This is a genomic window from Trichocoleus sp. FACHB-46 (assembly GCF_014695385.1).
Classification (GTDB): Bacteria; Cyanobacteriota; Cyanobacteriia; order FACHB-46; family FACHB-46; genus Trichocoleus.
Genome location: NZ_JACJOD010000006.1, coordinates 640,242 through 658,452 on the forward strand (window position 1 = coordinate 640,242; position 18,211 = coordinate 658,452).

19 protein-coding genes are annotated in these 18,211 nt (G+C 48.8%); 15 read left to right on the forward strand and 4 right to left on the reverse strand.

Features of this window, described 5'->3' with window-relative positions; translation table 11 throughout:
• Positions 1 to 367: 367 nt before the first annotated feature.
• From H6F72_RS03120 to H6F72_RS03160, 9 genes are all read left to right on the forward strand, one after another.
• A complete protein-coding gene (locus H6F72_RS03120; protein WP_190431706.1) occupies positions 368 to 1,582 on the forward strand; it encodes a bifunctional 2-polyprenyl-6-hydroxyphenol methylase/3-demethylubiquinol 3-O-methyltransferase UbiG in 1,215 nt (404 codons plus the stop codon).
• A gap of 164 nt (positions 1,583 to 1,746) precedes the next feature.
• Positions 1,747 to 2,190, forward strand: coding sequence for an ATP synthase subunit I (locus tag H6F72_RS03125; protein ID WP_348252011.1), 444 nt, complete (start codon positions 1,747 to 1,749; stop codon positions 2,188 to 2,190).
• Between the two features lie 56 nt (positions 2,191 to 2,246).
• The gene (atpB, locus tag H6F72_RS03130; protein WP_190432021.1) at positions 2,247 to 3,008 is read left to right on the forward strand and encodes a F0F1 ATP synthase subunit A; all 762 of its coding nucleotides are present in this window, start codon (positions 2,247 to 2,249) and stop codon (positions 3,006 to 3,008) included.
• Positions 3,009 to 3,176: 168 nt separating this feature from the next.
• Positions 3,177 to 3,422 (forward strand): ATP synthase F0 subunit C, encoded by a 246-nt coding sequence (gene atpE / locus H6F72_RS03135; RefSeq protein WP_010994186.1) that lies wholly within the window; start codon positions 3,177 to 3,179, stop codon positions 3,420 to 3,422.
• A 119-nt stretch (positions 3,423 to 3,541) separates the two neighbouring features.
• A complete protein-coding gene (locus H6F72_RS03140) occupies positions 3,542 to 4,024 on the forward strand; it encodes a F0F1 ATP synthase subunit B' (protein WP_190431710.1) in 483 nt (160 codons plus the stop codon).
• Positions 4,025 to 4,140: 116 nt separating this feature from the next.
• Positions 4,141 to 4,704, forward strand: a complete 564-nt coding sequence (locus H6F72_RS03145; RefSeq protein ID WP_190431712.1) for a F0F1 ATP synthase subunit B — start codon at positions 4,141 to 4,143, stop codon at positions 4,702 to 4,704.
• Positions 4,701 to 5,258, forward strand: a complete 558-nt coding sequence (gene atpH, locus H6F72_RS03150; protein WP_190431714.1) for an ATP synthase F1 subunit delta — start codon at positions 4,701 to 4,703, stop codon at positions 5,256 to 5,258. Before H6F72_RS03145 ends, atpH begins: the two co-directional genes overlap by 4 nt.
• 54 nt (positions 5,259 to 5,312) lie before the next feature.
• Complete coding sequence (gene atpA, locus H6F72_RS03155; RefSeq protein ID WP_190431716.1) at positions 5,313 to 6,830, forward strand: F0F1 ATP synthase subunit alpha; 1,518 nt, start codon at positions 5,313 to 5,315, stop codon at positions 6,828 to 6,830.
• A gap of 94 nt (positions 6,831 to 6,924) precedes the next feature.
• Positions 6,925 to 7,872: a F0F1 ATP synthase subunit gamma gene (locus H6F72_RS03160; protein ID WP_190431718.1), complete on the forward strand. Its 948-nt coding sequence runs from the start codon at positions 6,925 to 6,927 to the stop codon at positions 7,870 to 7,872.
• A gap of 103 nt (positions 7,873 to 7,975) precedes the next feature.
• Here the strand turns inward: H6F72_RS03160 and H6F72_RS03165 are convergent, their stop codons facing one another.
• Positions 7,976 to 9,094, reverse strand: coding sequence for an acyltransferase (locus H6F72_RS03165; protein ID WP_190431720.1), 1,119 nt, complete (start codon positions 9,092 to 9,094; stop codon positions 7,976 to 7,978).
• A gap of 245 nt (positions 9,095 to 9,339) precedes the next feature.
• Between H6F72_RS03165 and H6F72_RS03170 the strand changes: the two genes are divergently transcribed.
• The 4 genes from H6F72_RS03170 to H6F72_RS03185 all read left to right on the forward strand — a co-directional run bounded on the left by H6F72_RS03170 (position 9,340) and on the right by H6F72_RS03185 (position 11,776).
• Entirely contained in the window at positions 9,340 to 9,669 is a 330-nt protein-coding gene (locus H6F72_RS03170; RefSeq protein WP_190431721.1) for a 2Fe-2S iron-sulfur cluster-binding protein, read from the forward strand.
• Positions 9,670 to 9,790: 121 nt separating this feature from the next.
• Positions 9,791 to 9,994 (forward strand): hypothetical protein, encoded by a 204-nt coding sequence (locus H6F72_RS03175; RefSeq protein WP_190431723.1) that lies wholly within the window; start codon positions 9,791 to 9,793, stop codon positions 9,992 to 9,994.
• Positions 9,991 to 11,055, forward strand: a complete 1,065-nt coding sequence (locus tag H6F72_RS03180; protein WP_190431725.1) for a DUF3326 domain-containing protein — start codon at positions 9,991 to 9,993, stop codon at positions 11,053 to 11,055. The genes H6F72_RS03175 and H6F72_RS03180 overlap by 4 nt, the downstream gene beginning before the upstream one ends.
• A 118-nt stretch (positions 11,056 to 11,173) precedes the next feature.
• A complete protein-coding gene (locus tag H6F72_RS03185; RefSeq protein WP_190431727.1) occupies positions 11,174 to 11,776 on the forward strand; it encodes a type II CAAX prenyl endopeptidase Rce1 family protein in 603 nt (200 codons plus the stop codon).
• 54 nt (positions 11,777 to 11,830) lie between these two features.
• Here H6F72_RS03185 and H6F72_RS03190 read toward each other — a convergent pair whose 3' ends face one another.
• The 3 genes from H6F72_RS03190 to purN all read right to left on the reverse strand — a co-directional run bounded on the left by H6F72_RS03190 (position 11,831) and on the right by purN (position 16,473).
• Positions 11,831 to 12,073, reverse strand: coding sequence for a hypothetical protein (locus H6F72_RS03190; RefSeq protein ID WP_190431728.1), 243 nt, complete (start codon positions 12,071 to 12,073; stop codon positions 11,831 to 11,833).
• A gap of 236 nt (positions 12,074 to 12,309) precedes the next feature.
• Positions 12,310 to 15,483, reverse strand: coding sequence for an MFS transporter (locus H6F72_RS03195; RefSeq protein WP_190431729.1), 3,174 nt, complete (start codon positions 15,481 to 15,483; stop codon positions 12,310 to 12,312).
• A gap of 264 nt (positions 15,484 to 15,747) precedes the next feature.
• Positions 15,748 to 16,473 (reverse strand): phosphoribosylglycinamide formyltransferase, encoded by a 726-nt coding sequence (gene purN, locus H6F72_RS03200; protein ID WP_190431730.1) that lies wholly within the window; start codon positions 16,471 to 16,473, stop codon positions 15,748 to 15,750.
• A gap of 115 nt (positions 16,474 to 16,588) precedes the next feature.
• Here purN and H6F72_RS03205 point away from each other — a divergent pair, with 115 nt between their 5' ends.
• Together H6F72_RS03205 and H6F72_RS03210 are read left to right on the forward strand one after the other, a co-directional pair.
• A complete protein-coding gene (locus tag H6F72_RS03205) occupies positions 16,589 to 17,527 on the forward strand; it encodes a carbohydrate ABC transporter permease (RefSeq protein WP_190431731.1) in 939 nt (312 codons plus the stop codon).
• A gap of 87 nt (positions 17,528 to 17,614) precedes the next feature.
• Complete coding sequence (locus H6F72_RS03210; RefSeq protein ID WP_199298825.1) at positions 17,615 to 18,184, forward strand: DUF981 family protein; 570 nt, start codon at positions 17,615 to 17,617, stop codon at positions 18,182 to 18,184.
• The last annotated feature ends 27 nt before the right edge of the window (positions 18,185 to 18,211 follow it).

An 18,211-nucleotide genomic window follows, 5' to 3' on the forward strand; every position in this document is an offset into this window, starting at 1 on the left:
AAAAGATAAGTTTTGTTACTTTGGTTTTAGTCACTCGTGACAAATTCCTCTGACCCCATAAGGCATTCAACCGTTTTGCGATTTTGGAAATATGAGAGGCGATCGCAACTGAATTGAAAACAGCTATCTCAGCAATTAGAAGGGGAAACTTAATGTTTCTTTACGTGACAGAGGGCGATATATAGAAGGCGAGAGTTAGGAGTCAGGAGTTAGAAAAACTGGTTTTTGTTTTTTAGCTTTTTTGGCTCTCAACTTCTAACTTCTAAAATTCTGGCTCCTGACTTCTGACTACTCACCTCTAACTCCTCACCCCTGTAACAACGCCAAGACATTCGCTAAACTCAATCTTGCTGCGATTTTGCTCATCATGTCAGATTCTCAAACGGTTAGCGCTGCGGTTGCCAAACTCTACGATACTTACCCATTTCCCCCAGAACCACTGCTGGATGAACCACCTCCGGGCTACAACTGGCGCTGGAACTGGGTGGCAGCCTACAACTTTTGTACTGGGCAAAAACCTCAAAAGCAAAATGTACGGATTTTGGACGCAGGCTGTGGCTCTGGCGTAGGCACCGAATATTTAGTGCATTTGAATCCACAAGCTCAAGTGGTTGGGATTGATCTCAGCGCTGGGACGCTAGCCGTTGCCAAAGAACGCTGTCAGCGATCTGGAGCCGATCGCGTGGAATTTCATCACCTCAGCATTTATGACGTGGCTCAAGTTCTAGGAGAATTTGACCTGATCAACTGTGTGGGCGTACTGCACCATTTGCCTGACCCGATTCGTGGCATTCAAGCATTGGCTCCTAAACTCGCTCCCGGCGGTTTGATGCATATATTCGTCTACGCTGAATTGGGACGTTGGGAAATTCAACTAATGCAAAAAGCGATCGCGCTGCTGCAAGGCGATCGCCGAGGCGACTACAAAGATGGCGTGCAAGTAGGACGACAGATTTTTGCGGCGCTACCCGAAAACAATCGGCTGGTGAAGCGAGAAAAAGAGCGCTGGTCTCTAGAAAACCAAAAAGATGAGTGCTTTGCGGATATGTACGTGCATCCGCAAGAGGTGGACTACAACATCGAAACTTTGTTTGAGCTGATTGATGCTTCTGGATTGGAATTTTTGGGCTTCTCCAATCCTCGGCAATGGCAGCTAGAGCGATTACTCGGCAAAGCGCCAGACTTAGTTGAACGAGCTGAAGGACTGAGCGATCGCGAAAAGTATCGCCTGATCGAACTGCTCGATCCTGAATCAGTCACCCACTACGAATTTTTCTTGGCGCGACCCCCCCTACCGAAAGCGGATTGGTCACAGGATGCCGCTCTACTAGCTGCCATTCCAGAACGTAGCCCCTGTATGGATGGCTGGCCCAGCCAATGCTTGTTTAACTACGACTATCAAATTACGAATTTATCGGCAGCAGAGTTCGAATTTATTCAAGCTTGCGATGCCAATGCAAGCCAGCAGCGGACCGTTCAAGAGATTTTGGCCGAGCTAACATTAAAAGTGGACCAAGTGCGATCGCTAGTTGACCAGCAATTGATTTTGCTCACTCCAGGTCAATCGATAGCGCAGTCATAAGCATTTGGCCATTTCGGCTCGAATGAGCGTCAGTCAGGCAGATTATCTAGAATTCCTCATCTTAGTGCTCGATTTTCAGCATTAAGTATTGTTACCACCCCGTGATATGATCTGTCCTGGCTGATCCCAGTCAAGTTAAATATCTGGACTCGTTTCAGAGTTTTGTGACCTTGTCAGACCCAACGCTGGAACCAACACCTGTAAGCGGAGATTTGCAACCTAGCGATTCTCCAGCGACAGAACCTAACACCTCCATGCAGGAGTATTATCGGCTACAGCAAGAACTGCTAGTCATAACACTGGTTGCAACGGCAGTGATCTTCGGTTTTGTCTGTTTTTTTTATTCTCTGAACATTGCCCTCAACTATTTGATTGGGGCGTGCACAGGTGTGGTTTACTTAAGACTGTTGGCTAAAAACGTTGAGCAGCTTGGCAATAGCAAGAAGCGTGTGGGCAACACCCGGCTCGCTCTTTTTATTGGGTTGATTGTAATAGCAACTCAGCTAAATCAACTGCAAATTATCCCAATCTTTTTGGGATTTCTGACCTATAAAGTGGCGCTCCTCGTTTACGTGTTGCGAATTACATTCATCCCTGACCCCAAGTAGGTTGGGCGATTCTTAGAATTCTCCACTCTAATCTCTGGGGAACCTCCTGAATGGACATGCTGTATTTTGATGCCTTTAACTCCTTCCGCCTAGCTGAGTTGGAAGTAGGACGACATCTTTACTGGCACCTCGGCAACCTCAAGTTGCACGGGCAGGTATTTATTACCTCCTGGTTTGTGATTGGACTTCTCGTTCTGTTTTCCTTAGCAGCAACCCGTAATGTCCAAAGAGTGCCGTCAGGACTGCAAAACCTGATGGAATATGCTTTGGAATACATTCGCGATATTGCTAAGACTCAAATTGGTGAGAAAGACTATCGCCGCTGGGTGCCGTTTGTTGGCACATTATTTCTCTTTATCTTCCTGTCAAACTGGTCGGGTGCACTTGTTCCTTGGAAGCTGATTAAGCTATCAGAGGGTGAGTTGGGCGCACCGACTGCTGACATCAACACGACAGTGGCATTTGCCTTGCTGACCTCCTTGGCATATTTCTACGCAGGGATTAGCAAGAAGGGCTTGGGTTACTTTGCTCACTATGTTGAGCCTGTACCCATCATGTTGCCTTTCAAGATTTTGGAAGATTTCACCAGGCCGCTCTCCCTAAGCTTCCGTCTCTTTGGCAACATTCTGGCTGATGAACTAGTTGTAGGAGTTCTCGTACTCTTAGTTCCTCTGTTCGTGCCGTTGCCAGTGATGGTGCTGGGTCTGTTTACCAGTGCGATTCAGGCGTTGATTTTTGCAACCCTAGCCGCCGCTTACATTGGTGAAGCTGTGGAAGAGCATGGGCATGGTGGTGAAGAGCATGGGGGACACGCTTAAATCCCTCAGTTGAGGCGTAGCCTATTACGCCTATCTATAGCCCGGTACTATCGCAGAAATTGCTTGGTTTAAGTAGTTGCGATCGGTGATTTAGGGCAGCGTGAAAATCACGTATCTGCTAGTTAACGTACACCTGTTATTTCTGCATTCAAGATAAGGACACTCATCATGGATCCATTAGTTTCTGCTGCTTCTGTTTTGGCTGCTGCTCTAGCTGTTGGTCTAGCTGCAATTGGCCCTGGTATCGGTCAAGGTAATGCTGCAGGTCAAGCAGTCGAAGGTATTGCTCGTCAGCCCGAAGCAGAAGGTAAGATTCGCGGTACTCTCCTGCTCAGCTTGGCGTTCATGGAAGCGCTCACCATCTACGGTCTGGTAGTTGCTCTCGTTCTATTGTTCGCTAACCCCTTCGCTTAAGGCTTTTGGTTACTGATTCCGTAGAGATGTGGTCAGCGATCGCATCTCTACACCTAACTATTTTCTAGTTCTAGCCCAATTCAAGCTTGACCCTGCTTGGCAACGGGAAACACGTAATTATGATGCATTCGACAATTTTACTGGCTGCGGAAACTGCTAAACAGGGTGGGTTATTCGATCTCGATGCCACGCTACCGTTAATGGCGTTGCAGTTTCTGGCTCTAGCCACCGTCTTAAACGCGATTTTTTACAAGCCTCTGAGTAACGCGATTGACGGTCGGAACGAGTATATTCGTACCAACCAAGCGGAGGCCAAAGAACGCTTGGCTAAAGCAGAGCACCTCACCAAGCAGTATGAGCAAGAGCTAGGGGAAGCCCGCCGGAAGGCTCAAGCGATTATTGCTGAGGCTCAAGCTGATGCTCAAAAAATTGCGGCTCAGATGATCGCGGCAGCACAACAAGAAGCCCAAGCTCAACGAGAACAGGCTCAGCAAGAGCTCGATCAGCAAAAGCAAGTAGCGATGCAATCGTTAGAGCAGCAGGTTGATGCTCTCAGTCGCCAGATTTTAGAAAAGCTACTCGGCCCTCAGTTGGTTAAGTAGATCTAGCTCAAGCGTTGGGAGATGGAATCGGGGAATCGCGGCAGCTTCAGTCGTGGTTTGTAGCTCTGGTTAGCGACCAGACTTTGGCATGAGCAGCGCAGTTATGGATGAGTATCATGGGGACTTTTTTATTACTAGCAACGGCAGGTAGTGCAGCTGCCTCCGAATTGGTAGAGGCAACTGAGGAAGGTGGGTTTGGTTTAAATTTCGATATTTTAGAAACCAACCTAATCAACCTCGCCATCATTATTTTTGTGCTGTTCTATTTCGGGCGGAAGTTCTTGGGCGGTATCCTGACAGAGCGTCGCTCGGCAATTGAAACAGCGATTCAGGATGCAGAGAAACGCCAGCGAGAAGCTGCGTCCGCTCTGGCAGGACAACAGCAAAAGCTAGCTCAAGCGCAAGCTGAGGCAGAACGCATCCGGGCGACAGCGGAGCAAAACGCTCAAACCGCCAAGGAAGCAATTCTGGCTCAAGCAGCACAAGACGTGGAGGTGATACAGGTCACTGGGGTTCAAGGAACGAATGCTGACCAAGAGCGGGCGATCGCAGAACTGCGTCAACGAGCAGCAGCTTTGGCGGTGCAGCGGGTTGAATCTCAGATTGGTAACTACTTAAACGACGGTGCCCAACAACAGTTGATTGATCGCAGCATTGCGCTGTTAGGAGGCAACTCATGAGAGACAGCATTGTAGTGGGTCAAATCGTCGAGCCCTATGCTCAGGCTCTGATGTCAGTTGCCCAATCCAACAACATTGTTGACCGCGTGGGTGAAGACGTTAGCGCTTTACTAGAGCTGCTGACCAGCTCGGAAGATTTGCGTAATTTTCTGGCGAATCCTCTAACCAAGGCTGACGTAAAAAAGTCAGTTTTACAGCAGGTGACTGGCGATCAATTGCATCCTTACACTCGCAACTTCCTCAGCCTGTTAGTTGATCGAGGCCGCATTCTCTTCATTGAGGGCATTTGTAAGCAGTACCAGGCTTTGTTGCGTAAGCAAAACCAAACTGTTCTGGCTGAAGTGATTTCTACTGTAGAGCTCAATGAAGAGCAACAGCGATCTGTGCGAGAGAAAGTGACAGCGATGACCAATGCTCGCCAGGTTGAGCTTGCAACCAAGATTGACCCAGACCTAATCGGTGGCGTCATCATTAAGGTGGGTTCACAAGTGGTTGATGCAAGTATCCGGGGTCAGCTACGACGTATTTCTCTCCGTTTGAGTAGTGCCGCCTAGGCTCAAACAACGACCTATCCTTCATCCCTCATCCTTAGTAAAAGAGCAATTCTCATGGTAAGCATCAGACCTGACGAAATTAGCAATATTATTCGGCAGCAGATTGAGCAGTACGACCAAGAAGTTAAAGTCTCCAACGTTGGTACAGTATTGCAGGTTGGAGACGGCATTGCCCGGATCTACGGTCTAGAACAGGTAATGGCAAGCGAGTTGCTAGAGTTCCAAGACGGGAGTGTCGGCATCGCCTTCAACCTAGAAGAAGATAACGTCGGTGCCGTGCTGATGAGCGATGGCCGCGACATTCAAGAAGGTAGTTCTGTTACTTCTACTGGGAAAATTGCTCAGATCCCAGTGGGTGATGCGATGATTGGTCGCGTCGTCGATGCTCTGGCTCGCCCTCTTGATGGCAAAGGTGATATCCAGACCAGCGAAACTCGTCTGCTAGAGTCTCCTGCACCTGGCATCATTGAGCGGAAATCTGTGTATGAGCCGATGCAAACTGGGATTACCGCGATCGATGCGATGATTCCCATCGGTCGGGGCCAGCGGGAGTTGATCATTGGTGACCGCCAAACCGGTAAGACTGCGGTTGCGCTTGACACCATCCTGAACCAGAAGGGCGAAGATGTAATCTGCGTTTACGTTGCGATCGGTCAGAAAGCTTCTACCGTTGCCAACGTGGTGAACGTGCTGCGTGAGCGTGGCGCTCTCGACTACACCATTGTGGTTGCTGCAAACGCGAACGACCCCGCTACCCTCCAGTGGTTGGCTCCTTACACCGGAGCAACCTTGGCTGAGTACTTTATGTACAAAGGCAAAGCAACCTTGGTGGTCTACGATGACTTGTCCAAGCATGCTCAAGCGTATCGCCAAATGTCTTTGCTGCTGCGTCGCCCACCCGGACGGGAAGCTTACCCCGGAGACGTATTCTACTTACACTCCCGCTTGCTAGAGCGTGCAGCTAAGCTCAGCCCTGAGTTAGGTGAAGGTAGCATGACCGCGCTGCCCATCATCGAAACCCAAGCAGGTGACGTATCTGCTTACATTCCTACCAACGTAATCTCGATTACCGATGGTCAGATCTTCTTGTCTTCTGACTTGTTCAACGCAGGTTTACGCCCCGCTGTAAACGCAGGTATTTCGGTATCTCGTGTGGGTTCTGCGGCTCAAATCAAAGCCATGAAGCAAGTGGCTGGTAAGGTGAAGCTGGAACTAGCTCAGTTTGCTGACCTAGAAGCATTTGCTCAGTTTGCATCTGACTTGGATAAAGCAACTCAAGACCAGTTGTCCAGAGGACAGCGTTTGCGTGAACTGCTGAAGCAGCCGCAAAACTCCCCCATTCCTGTGAACGAGCAAGTTGCTCTGATTTATGCAGGGATTAACGGTCATCTAGATGATGTACCTGTTGATAAAGTTACCAGCTACGTAAAGAGCCTGCGGGAATATCTCAGAACCAGCAAGCCTCAGTATGCTGAAATCATTCGCAACCAAAAGACGCTGAACGCTGAAGCGGAGCAAATTCTGAAGGAAGCGATCGCTGAATCGAAGCAAGCATTCATGGCAGCTGCGTAGGAGATGAGCCATTAGCGGTTAGCCAGTGGTGGCTTAGTCTTCAAACACTAGTAGCTCATGGCTAATCGCTGATCGCTAATGGAGGGAAATAACTATGGCAAATCTCAAAGTCATTCGCGATCGCATTCAGTCGGTCAAAAATACCAAAAAAATCACGGAAGCAATGCGCCTTGTGGCTGCTGCTAAAGTGCGTCGAGCTCAAGAGCAGGTAATCGCAACCCGTCCCTTTGCTGATCGCTTGGCACAGGTGCTGTACGGTTTGCAAACTCGCCTACGGTTTGAAGATGTAGACCTACCTCTGCTGAGAAAGCGCGAAGTCCGTACTGTGGGTCTGTTAGTGATTTCGGGCGATCGCGGTCTCTGTGGAGCTTATAACTCCAACGTAATCCGCCGAGCTGAAAATCGGGCCAAAGAGCTGAAAGCAGAAGGCCTAGATTACAAGTTCATCATGGTTGGCCGCAAATCCTCGCAGTACTTTCAGCGCCGGGACCAACCGATCAGCGCTAGCTACACAGGTTTAGAGCAAGTGCCCACGGCTCAAGAAGCCTCGGAAATTGCAGATGAAATCTTGTCGCTGTTTCTCTCAGAGACTGTCGATCGTATTGAGTTGGTTTACACCCGCTTTGTGTCTTTGATTAGCTCTCGGCCTGTGATTCAGACGCTGTTGCCTCTTGATCCTCAGGGTTTAGAGACACCCGATGATGAGATCTTCCGGTTGACCAGTCGCGGTGGACAGTTCCAAGTAGAACGCTCCAGAGTTAGCGCTGAAGCCAGAGCGCTGCCTCGCGACATGATCTTCGAGCAAGATCCAGTACAAATCTTGGATGCTCTCTTGCCTCTGTATCTGAACAATCAGTTACTACGGGCTTTGCAAGAGTCGGCGGCTAGTGAACTGGCAGCTCGAATGACGGCCATGAACAATGCTAGTGAAAACGCTAGTGAGTTGATTAGTGGTTTGACTTTGTCCTACAACAAAGCGCGTCAGGCTGCGATCACTCAGGAAATTCTAGAGGTAGTTGGTGGAGCTGAAGCTCTTGGCTAAACACTAATAGAAACCCTACTTGAAAAGGAATTAAAAATGCGTCTGAGCTAACTCAGGCGCATTTTTAATGAGGGAATAACCTTCCTAATCCGCTGGATCAGTCTCAAAGCTTGGTCAAAGGACGTATCAACTTAGTGTTAAATAATGAACTTATCTTAAAATCTCTTAAATTTAGAGATGGCTTTTCAATCCAGCGATAGCTAGGAATAGCCAGCAAAGTAGTTAACCCCAAGGAAAGAAGAAAATAGACGGAGAATCCGTATTTGTTAACCTTAAAGAAGGCAAGAATTTGTTGTATAGGAAACGCATAAATATATAACCCGTAAGAAAAGTCTCCATATCGATCAAAATGACTAAAAGGGAGTTCACAGGCAAGCCAAAAAATCACGTAAGAGAGTGATGGACCTAGTAGAAGTGCAAAGATAGGCTGATGAATGCCACAAATTATACTTATTAGTGTTAATACAGCAGAAAAAATAAAGATACGCGTACTAAAAATTATATCTTTTGAATATAAAAATAAAACAGAGCCGGAAAAGAAATACATCATCATTCTTAAACCTTCTTTGTCCGCTAGTAAATTAGAAAATTTGGCTCCTGTACCAGGGATTAGACTTTCTAATGTGTATCCTCCCCATAAAAATATAAATATTCCAATCACAAAGACTCTAGCTGACTTTAGAATATGCAATCTGCCTAGAATGCCGATTGCTAGGTAGCACTTAAATTCATATATCAATGTCCACAGAGAGCCGTTGAAGGCGGAAGGAAACGGAATATTATTCAAGAGACCAGCAACGCCATATTGGTTCATTCTGAGAAGGAAATTTACCTTGATGTAGTTAATAGGATTGTCTATTTTAGACTGGAAATAGTTATTCAGATTGCCATGTGTAGCAAGATAGACAATAGGAGCAAAAAATAGAATGGTTATTAACAAACACACCCAAAAACCTGGAAATATCCTGAGAAATCGATGCCATAAAAAACGTGAGATCGATACAGATCTAATATAGCTACGTGTGATTAAGAAGCCGCTGATAATGAAGAAGCAATCAACTGCAAGTTCTCCGTAGCTTCCTTGAAATACTTTAAATATCCTTTCAGAACCAAAGCCTCCTAAAACAAATGAATGTGAGAACACAACCAGGGCTGCGAACAAAAATCTTAAAAACCCTAAGCTATTCTTTTTAGATTCAAAAACTTGGCTTAAATTGCGCATAGACTTTGATTGTTCATAGTGATTTTAGTGGAGTACAGAAATCCTTGGTATGAGAAGTAATTTAGCAAATTTTAATGCCTGACGTTAGTCACTCCAAGCTGATAAAGGGCCTAGGATTTTTTTGTGCTCTAGCTCTAAAATGGGAAGTACTTAAGTATGAAAAATGCAATACCCGATTCGTCTCGTGAAATAATAGACAAGAGTAGTTGTTTTGTTGAGGTATATTTACCTCGCATTATTGGTTTATGTCCCAAACTTACAAAGTTCAAATTCAGCATCAGGGCAACAGCCATGCTTTAGAAGTGCCAGCCGATCGCACCGTTCTGGAGGTAGCTACAGAAGCAGGCGTGGAACTGCCCAGTTCTTGCAATGCTGGAGTCTGCACTACCTGTGCTGCGCAGATTACAGAAGGTAACGTTGAGCAGGGTGATGGCATGGGAATTAGTCAAGAGCTACAGCAACAAGGTTATGCACTTTTATGCGTAGCTTATCCTCGCTCTGACCTCAAGATTGAAACTGAGAAAGAAGACGTTGTATATCATCTGCAATTTGGGCAATTCCAAGAGCGCAAGTAATTTCTTATTCTGAGATAAAAGCTTGCTTCAGGTTAGAAGTAGCCAGTTGCTAACTTCTCCAAAGTTAACCGTACTCAGCGGCAATGTGGCATAAACTAATACAGCGTTGGAATCAGCAACTATGACGACCCACTTTATTACGGCTGAAATCGATCTGCAAGAGTGCCCAGTAGCGATGCATCAAGCGATTGAGGCAGAACTGCAAAAGCGAGGTCAACCCTTGCGTTGGGCAGTTACCGATGTAAATGTAGAGCAACAAAAAGCCTATATTGATGCGATCGTAACCTCTGATGCAGCTACGTCTGAGACTGTAATCACGGCTTGATTCAGCGTCCCTACACTGTTTTACTAATTGTTCCAACCGGGATTGGAGCGGCGATCGGGGGTTATGCAGGCGATGCTCTGCCTGTAGCCCGAGCGATCGCCCAAGTTGCGGATTGCCTGATCACCCACCCCAACGTGCTCAATGGCGCTCAGCTTTATTGGCCCTTACCGAATGTACTGTATGTCGAGGGGTACGGGCTTGATCAGTTTGCCTCAGGACAATGGGGCTTGCGATCGGTGCATCAAAACCGAGTCGGGTTGGTTCTTGATCAAGGCATTGAACCAGAGTTGCGAGTGCGACAGCTACAAGCCGCCGATGCCACTCGCGCTACCTTAGGTTTGAACTTAACTGATTATGTCGTGACTGATGCTCCTTTAGGGGTGGAGTTACGCACTGCGGATTCGGGAGCTACTTGGGGCACAATTCAGAACCCGGATAGTTTGCTACGAGCGGTTGAACGACTGATTACGCAGGCACGAGCTGAGGCGATCGCAGTCGTGGCTCGGTTTCCGGATGATGTCGATAGCGAAGCGCTGCAACAGTACCGTCATGGGCAAGGCGTTGATCCCTTGGCAGGTGCAGAAGCGGTGATCAGTCACTTGGTAGTCCGAACCTTTCAAATTCCCTGTGCTCATGCGCCTGCTTTGGCACCGCTACCCCTAGATCCAGAAATTTCTCCCCGTTCTGCTGCGGAAGAGTTGGGCTACACCTTTTTACCTTGTGTGTTGGCAGGACTCAGCCGAGCGCCGCAATTTACAACTCAGTGTTCTCCCCACATCAAGGATGAAAGTGAAATCTGGTGCGATCGCGTGGACGCAGTCGTCATCCCTGAAACAGCCTGTGGTGGTAGCGCTGTGTTAAGTTTCAGCCACTCTCAAGCTCAAATCATTACGGTGCGTGAGAATCAAACTAAAATGCGGGTGCCGCCATCTCGGTTGGGCATCAAAGCCATCCAAGTGAGCTCTTATTTAGAGGCTCTTGGCGTGTTGGTAGCGCATCGAGCTGGCATTAGTCCGACTATGCTTCAGCCTCACGTTGCACCCATTCGTCACTTGGCCTGAAATCTAGTCTGAAACAGGTGTAACTGAATTTAGGTTTTCGTTAAGCTGTAACGGATCGACTATTTCTAGACCCTGTTGGTGTAGTAGTTGAGTTGTAACTTAGCCTTTCCCTAGTTTTGTGGCAAATCAGCTTCCTCAAACTCCCGAAACCGAAACTCTAACCCGCGTCCAAGTTTTAATTGCGATGGGCGTCACAGCTTTATTTTTGTTGATGGTTGCCAAGATTTGGCAGCGAGTGGGTGGGGTTCCTCTGCTACCACTGGATTGGATGGGAAATGCTCCCTTCTGGGGGATCGGACTTGGCTTAGGAATTTCTGCAACCAGCGCAATCATTTATCGCCTTTGGCCTGCTTATCGCCAAAGTGCAAATCTTTATCTAGACCTCGTGATTAAGCCTTTGGCTTGGCCTGATTTGGTTTGGTTGGGCCTTTTGCCTGGACTAAGCGAGGAACTGCTGTTTCGTGGCGTGATGCTACCCGCGTTGGGATTTGATCTGACAGGTTTAGCTCTTTCCAGCTTATGTTTTGGGGTACTACACCTCAGTAGTCCTAAAAATTGGCCCTATATGCTCTGGGCTATGGCCATTGGGGCGGTATTAGGGCTTAGTGCTCTCATTACAGGCAATTTGCTTGTGCCTTTAGCGGCTCATATTGTGACTAATTTGATTTCTGGCTGTGTCTGGAAGTGGCACAGTGATCAGAAGCCTAATCCTTCCGTTTGAGCTTAGCTATTACTTAAAGGGAAAACCTAGAACAGCGGCAGCAAATGGCTGCGCCTAAAATCTGAGTCCTGCTAAACCACTAGCGTTTTCTCGATGAATGCAACCATCAGCGATCGCATCGCGCAGAATGGCTACCAAAGACCGATCGCGATCGCTCAGGCTGCCTCGCTCTAACAAACGATGAATTTGAGTTTCAGCAGCAGGTGAGAGAACTCCGGAGGAGAGCGCGTTGCGAACAAAAAATTCAACGCTATCGGTCCTCAAACTGTTATCAGTGGCACTGCTTAAATTCAACATAATTTGATTAAACGAGAACCGAGGGAATGGCGGACAAAAACTTAGCTTCACTTCCACTTCCCTATATTCCTGAATGATTCTCTAAGCTTGCACCCTGCGAATGGGCGATTTCGTGAAGATTGTATGAAAAACAATAGTTGTAAGAATAAAGATTAGGAAGCAAGACAAGCATGAAAAAACCTCTCCTTTATGGGGAGAGGTGTAGTCTGGAGTGAAATTTAAATCAGAGAAATCAATTAACCGACAGCGATCGCCCCAGCAGCAGCAGAAGCCAATGCGGAGACAGCAGCGGTACCGAATAACCACCAGGCAGCAGTAGCAGCGGCTTTACGGGTTTCTTCAGCTTGATGCTGCGCTTGTCGCTTCAGGTCATCCAGGCGGCGTTGAGCTTCGTGTTGGATGCGTTCAGCCCGCTGGAGGACACTGTTTCTGGCCCCTTCAATTTGGTCGATGATGCGATTGGCATCTGCTTCCGAGATGTCTTCGCGGGAACTGAGCAGCGCCACCAAAGTACCGCGATCGAACTGACCGAGACGTGACCGCAGCGCATCAAATCCAGCTTGTGGATCATCGAACACGGTGCGTAGATCGCGCTTGATGCCTTCGTAGTTCAGTTCTGGACGGTCCAAGGCATTCAAGTAGTTGCGGATGCGACCAAAGATGCCGTCGATCACCGATTGAATCTGGTTCTGGATGTTCTGGATTTGCGCTTGCACTTGCTCCCGAACGGAGAGGACTTGATCAACGATGCGGCTGGCTTCTGCCTCAGTCATGTCAGAGCGCTGAGACAACAGAGCCACGATGGTCGAGCGATCTACATGGGAGAGGCGATCGCCTAGGCTACCCAACCCAGCGCGGGGGTCGCTGAGCAGCAATTGTAAGTCACGCTTAATCCCTTCTGGATTGAGTTCTTCTTTGTCGGTATTACGCAGGTAGTTTTCCAGGGTGGCTTGGAAGTCACGCACACGCTCTTGAGTCCGAGCAGCCAAACGACGCGGCGCTCTGACAATGCTGCGGATCGCTTCTTGGGTTTGATCTACCAGGCGATTGGCTTGCTCTTCGCTGATGTCTGGGCGTTGGCTCAGCAATCGCACCAACGTTTCGCGATCGACTTGAGACAAGCGTCTTCTCAGCGCCAGAGTACCTTCTTTGGGATCGTGCAACAGAGTTTGCAGATCGCGCTGGATGCCTACTGGATCGAGTTCTTGCAGGTTAGTGTTCCGCAGGTAGTCGGCGATCGCAGTGGTGGTTTTGTCGTATTGCTCTTTGGTCTTGCCTACAACAATCTGGGGCGCATGGGTAATGTTGTTCCAGTTGCTTTCGACTTGATCAAAGATACGATTGGCTTCTTCCTCACTAATGTCGGGACGTTGAGCCAACAGTTTGACAAAGGTATCGCGATCAACGGCGGAGAAACGCCAACGTAAGGCTCTGAAGCCAGCTTGGGGATCATCCAGTAAAGTTTGCAGATCGCGCTTGATGCCTTCAGGGTTGAGTTCGGAGCGACCTGTGTTTTGCAGGTATGACTCCAGACGTTGCCGCAACTCAGTCGCTTTTGATTCCGCTTGGTCTTGCACAGACTGAGCGTTGCCCAAAACGCGATCGCGAGTGCTTTCGAGTTGGCTAACAATGTGATCAGCTTCTTCCTGACTCAGGTCTTGGCGCTGAGCCAGCAACTGGACCAAGGTATCGTGGTCAAAGTGGTTCAGGCGATCGCGCAATTCTTCATAACCCGCTTCAGGATCTTCTAGCAGAGTTTGGAAGTCTCGCTCAATGCCTTCGGGGCTGAGTTCAGCTTTGCCAGTAGAGCTCAGATAATTCTCGACTCGACTGCGAAGATCCTGCGATTCCTCTTGATCCGCAGCAATCGTGGCAGTGGTGAGAACTTCTTGGCGAATGCTTTCCAGTTCGTCGGCAATATCTCCCACTCGAGCAGGAGAGAGATCGCCCCGCTGAGTCAACAGATCCACAAAGTAGCTGCGGTTCAACTGTTCTAGTTGCCGCTTCACCACACCAGGATCGGCTTGCGGATCGTAGATAACGTTGCGGAATTCGTACTTAATTGTTTCTCGATTCAAATGCCAAGCATAGGAATTGAGGATGTAGTTTTCGATATCCGCTCGGATAGGGTTGAAAGGGAGGGCAGGCGCTTTTTCAGCGACTTGGCTACCTACTTTATTAGCTTGCTCGCCCAGCTTATCTTTGAAGCCTTGTAACTGACCCATCACCTTCTCAACATCAAGGTCAGAAAGGTCAGTGCGGCTCAGGACAGTGCCAGAGAGGGCAGTCATACCAAACTGAGCAGCTCGCCCAATCAAGCCAGGAGGTTGCTGCTGTTGGCTGCCACCTTGATTAGAACGGCGGATCTCCGCAATCAGTTGATCAAGTTTGTTGCTGAACTCGTTGGAACGTAGGTTTTCTGGCTGAGCCGAAGAGAGATAATCTCGCAATTGGCCCATCAGATCTTGCTGACCTTGCTGGCTCAGCACTTGCTGCCATACGCCTTCTAACTGATCCACGATGCGGTTGATATCGCGCTTGGAAAGATCGGTGCGGCTGCTAACTAAGTTGACAAAGGTTTGGCGGTCGATGTGACTGAGGCGATCGCGTAGAGATTCCCCCACACCACCAGCACTCTGAGCCAAAGACTTTAGCTCTGGGGTGTTCACTAAGTTTTCAAACTCGCCCCGAATCCGCGAAATATCCAATTCAGACGGCTTCAAGCGATCGAGATAGTCTTCAATGGTTTCGCGAATGCTGACTGGGTCCATACCGACGGTAAGTTCCCGGCGCACGGCTGCGGCTGCGGCTTCTGCGGTTGCTACCACTTGGTCACTCGCAGATTTACCCGCGATCGCGGCAGTTGCAGTGCCCAGCACCGCTTGGAACCCTGAGGTGGCCGTGTTAACCACCGAACCAATTAAGGAACCGACCGTTGAGGAGCTCACCCACACTAGCAGCGTGAAGTAAGCAGCCCAAATGACCAGACCAACAATTGCGCCTAAAACAGCATTTTCAATCAAGCTCAGCTTAACGGCGAGTAAGCAAGCAATGAATAAGGTAATGGTGACCGTGATCAGAGTCCATAGGCCCACAGCAGTACCGATTTTGCGGATCGTGCCGCCCAAACTGCCTGAATCTTTGTGGCTGGAATGGCTAGAGTGGCTGGATTGATTGTCGTCAGATTGGTGGCCTAAATAAGAAATTCCTGCGGCTACAGAAAGGTTGGTTAAAACTAATTGAATGGCAAAGGCTAAGACTAGCCCTGCGATCAAAGCTACAAAAAATTGGGGACCTGAAAAGACAAGTGCGGCTTCTTCAGGAGTGGTGACTGATCCATCCACTGGCACTTGCGCAATCCAGAATTGCCCCTGGAATAATTCCCGTGCAATTCCTATATTGTGAAACATGATTTTCCCTCGTTAAGGCTAAGATCCACGCAAATCTGAGCTTGCCTGCATCCCAGCGCTATATTTCTGCAAAACTAATAACCCTCACGCTCAGAATCTCCGACTCAGAGGGTACAAAGCATCTCTCCGAAGTCTGAAATGAACTCTATAGGCGGATAAAGTTATGCAGCGAGGATTTCTAAGGACGTATTTCTTACGGAAGGCGAACCAGGGGATCAGAATTTGCTGCTAGTTCAAGACTTTTTTACTAACCAAACTATGTCGTCACGAAACCTTGTGATTCGCTAGAGGCGAGAAAAATGTGGTGGGGTCTACACCTGCTTTCTGTGCTGCTGCTAGAGCGATCGCGGGAGGAAAAATCCGATGTTCTTGCACTTGAATCCGAGCTTGCAGCGTCGCTGGAGTATCTTCCGCCAAAATTGGCACTGCTGCCTGCATCACAATCGGACCGCTATCCACTTCTAGATGTACATAGTGCACGGTACAGCCTGAAATCTTTACCCCCGACTGCAACGCTTGCTCTACCGCGCGAATGCCGGGAAAACTGGGCAATAAGCTGGGATGAATATTTAGCATTTGGTCGGGAAATGCATCAATCAGCACCTGCGTCACCCGCCGCATCCAACCTGCCATGATCACCCATTCCACCCCGTGCTGCTTCAGGGTCTCTGCAATTTGGCGATCGAGATCTTCACGCGACGCAAAAGTGCGGTGATCTAATAAAACAGAAGGAATGCCCCAGCGCTCTGCGCGTTCCAAAGCTTTTGCATTGCGATTGTTGCAGATCAAAACTGGGATTTTGGCATGCAGCTGGCCATCAGCAATAGCTTGAGCGATCGCCTCAAAGTTGCTGCCCGAACCAGAAGCCATCACGCCTAACCTTAAAGGAGTTGCCGCAGGTGTGGCGAATGTAGAAGCAACCAAAATCGGTGAAACGAGACTAGGGATAGAATCCGGGCTGGAAGTAGGCACCGCAGAGTGAGAAGTCATGAAATCAGGAAAAGATCGCTCGAAAATTGCGCTAGCGTAGTCGCTGACTAAGCGCTAGTCTCAGAATTGTAACAGCAGGGTTCTTGCATCCCACGCTTGTCAGTAGAAACTTGCTATGTCTTTGTGGTCGTCTCGTCGCCAAGTGTCTCATCAGGACAGCCCAACTGCGCCTCAGGCAGATTCCCAAACCTGGGTAGATAAAAATGAAGAAGGCGCGATCGCGGCTTGGTTATTCTTAGCGCCTGCTCTATTACTCCTGAGCATTTTTGTCTTGGGGCCGATCGCTTATTTGGTCTACCTCAGCTTCACGGCGGGGAGCTTTACTCGCACTGGTACTCATTGGATTGGCTTCAGCAACTACTGGCGCTTGTTGCTCAATCCCGATTTTTGGCAGGTGTTGGGAAATACGCTTTATTTCACAGTGGCGACGGTGATTCCGAGTTTAGTTCTGGCTTTGGGGTTGGCGGTACTACTAAACCGAACCTTTGCTTTACAAGGATTGCTCCGAGCTGCCTATTTTATTCCGTCTATTACTTCGCTGGTAGCGGTGGGGTTAGGTTTCCGGTGGCTGTTTCAAACCGAAGGACCGATCAACACTTTACTCGGCGCGATCGGGTTAGAACCGATTGCTTGGCTGGGTAGCACGACTTGGGCGATGCCTGTGCTGATTCTGCTGAGTATCTGGAAGCAACTCGGCTTCAATATGGTGGTGTTTTTGGCGGGGTTACAAACCATTCCAGTCAATCGCTACGAAGCGGCGGAACTGGATGGAGCTGATGCTTGGCAGCAGTTTTGGCACATTACGCTACCAGGATTGAGACCCACCTTAATTTTTGCGGCGATTACGACAGTGATTTTCACGCTGCGGAGCTTTGAGCAGGTGTATGTGATCACTGAAGGAGGACCACTCAACTCCACCAACTTGTTGGTCTACTACATCTATGAGCAAGCGTTTGCTCAATTTGATTTTGGCTATGCCGCCGCTGCTGCCACCGTGCTGCTAGGTGCTACGTCAGTACTGGTTTATTTGCAGTTGCAGACTTGGGGCGAATAGCCCGCTGGCCTTGAACCCGTTAACAATACTTGGCCGCTGCATTGAGATTCTCTACAATCAACCCATCCCTACAGGAGGAACTGCATCTTGATTAACTACATCACATTGATGCTGATTAACCTGACGGCAGGGCTAGTTTTATTGGCTAGCTTTGTTTATGAAGGTTTTGAGCATCCTAACCCGAAACGTTGGGTTCCTGGTTTCGGTATGGTGGGAGCGATCGCCCTTTCTACCGGATTCCATATGATTTGGCATTGGCCGATTCGAGGCAGCTACAACATTGCCTTTGGTGAGACGACGGTTTTATTCGGCATTTTGTTTGTGGGTGCGTCTCTGGCCTTAGCCCTAGGCTGGGATCTGCTGACTGTCGCGATTTACGCCTTCTTTGCTGGTGTAACCGCGATCGTGATTGGTGTCCGGATCATCGACTTAGAAATGACTCGTCGCCCATTAATTTCTGGTCTAGGCTTTATCTTGACTGGCTTGGGTGGGGTGTGTGCTGCCCCTGCGCTGTATTGGCGGGCCAACCGAGCGTTTCGCTTAGCGGGGGTCGGAGTACTGGCGATCGCCGCGGCAATTTGGGCGTTTACAGGTTATATGGCTTATTGGGGCCACTTGGAGGGTTCTAGTAACTGGGTGCCTCCTGGAATGCAGTAAGTCTTGCATGGGATAGCGCTCTTCGGC